Below are 1,695 nucleotides of genomic sequence, written 5' to 3'. Positions count from 1 at the left end.
AGGAGCGCCAACGCATCACGTCGCTCATGCGTCGGAACGGATATTTTGCCTTTCACCGCGATTACATCTACTTCTCGGCCGACAGCTCCGTCCATATCCTTGATAGTTCTAAGCTCTGCCGCGCTCGCAAAAAGCGCGCCCGCTAAAAGCAGTAGTAAAAATTTTTTCATTTTTTCTCCTAAAAGGTATTGAAATATACGCTGCGATATTACATAAAATCTCATTAAAATTGCGTAAATTTTAACCGCTGTCGCCGCGATTATTTATTATTTTTCAAAGTAAATTTTTATATAATCCATTTTAAATTTAGCATTTTTAAAGGAGAGAAAATGGGTGAAATTTTATATTTAATAGGCGCCGCCGTCGGGGTTTTAATCGCGCTTTTTATCATCGTACCGCTGTTTTTCAGGCGTATAGTGGAGACGAACGAAGTGCATATCGTCCAAAGCGCGCGCAAGACGACGAGCTACGGCAAAGATACCGGCAACGGCAACAGCTACTATGAATTCCCGAGCTGGGTGCCGGCGCTGGGCGTTACGAAGATCGTTTTGCCGGTCTCGGTCTTTAGCATCAAGATCGAGGATTATGAGGCGTATGATCTGGGCAGGCTTCCTTTCGTAGTCGATATTACAGCGTTTTTTAGGATCGTGGATTCAAATTTAGCCGCACAACGCGTCAATAATTTTCAAGATTTGAATAACCAGCTTACCAATATCATCCAAGGCTCGATTCGTTCGATCCTTTCGAGCCGCGTGCTTGAGGACATCTTGCAGATCCGCTCCGAGCTCGGAGATGATTTTACCAAGGCGGTAAAGACGCAGCTGCAAAACTGGGGTATCGAGCCCGTCAAAAACATCGAGCTGATGGATATCCGAGATAGCAGCGGCAGCAAGGTTATCTTTAACATCATGGAGAAGAAAAAATCCCAGATCGAAAAGGAAAGCCGCGTCGAGGTTGCAAACAACACCAAGCTCGCCCAGATCGCCGAGATTGAAGCTGCGCAGGCAACTGAAGTGCGCCAGCAGGAGGCCAACAAGATGGTGGGCCTTAAGACCGTCGAAAACGAGCGCGAAGTCGCGATCTCAAAGGAGCAGGCCGAGCAGCTCATCAAGGATCAGCAAAAGATCACGCAGGAAAAGGCGATGGAGGTTGTGCGGGTAAACGACGTCAAGCAGGCCGAGATCAAAAAGCAAGTGGAGATCGTAAAAGCCGAGCAGGAGCAGCGCAAGATCGAGATCGACGCCGAAGCGCGCAAAAACGCCAAGATCCGCGACGCCGAAGCGATCAAAGAAAATCAAATTTTAGTAGCGCAGGGCGATAAAGAGAAGCAGTTTCTCGCCGCCGCGGCGCTTTTGGAGATGAAGGACAAAGAGGCGCAGGGTACGCTAAAGATAGGCTCTGCAGAGGCCGAGGCGCTTAGGCTAAAAGAGCTCGCGCCCGTAAACGCACAGATCGAGCTTGCACGCGAGATCGGCGAAAATCAGGGATACCAGACCTATCTCATTTCGATCAAACAGATCGAAGCGAACCGCGACATCGGCCTAGAGCAGGCCAAGGCGCTAAGCGCGGCGGATCTTAAGATCATCGCAAACGAAGGCAGCGTGGGCGAGGGGATGAGTAAATTCGGCGAAATTTTAAGCGCCAAGGGCGGAATGCCTTGAGTAGACATACGGATAAAGGCCGTGACTGTAGCCA

At 49.4% G+C, this 1,695-nt stretch carries 1 protein-coding gene; it reads left to right on the top strand.

The annotated features are described in order from the left end of the window. Positions 1 to 329: 329 nt before the first annotated feature. Positions 330 to 1,661, top strand: a complete 1,332-nt coding sequence (locus Q0372_RS08350; protein WP_298104801.1) for an SPFH domain-containing protein — start codon at positions 330 to 332, stop codon at positions 1,659 to 1,661. The last annotated feature ends 34 nt before the right edge of the window (positions 1,662 to 1,695 follow it).

Source organism: uncultured Campylobacter sp. (assembly GCF_937997405.1).
Classification (GTDB): Bacteria; Campylobacterota; Campylobacteria; order Campylobacterales; family Campylobacteraceae; genus Campylobacter_B.
This window is presented reverse-complemented; position numbering and strand designations above follow the sequence as displayed.

Bases quoted from the DNA above. Each gene is read 5' to 3' on its own strand.
- Q0372_RS08350 (WP_298104801.1), top strand. From the start codon at position 330: ATGGGTGAAATTTTATATTTAATAGGCGCCGCCGTCGGGGTTTTAATC.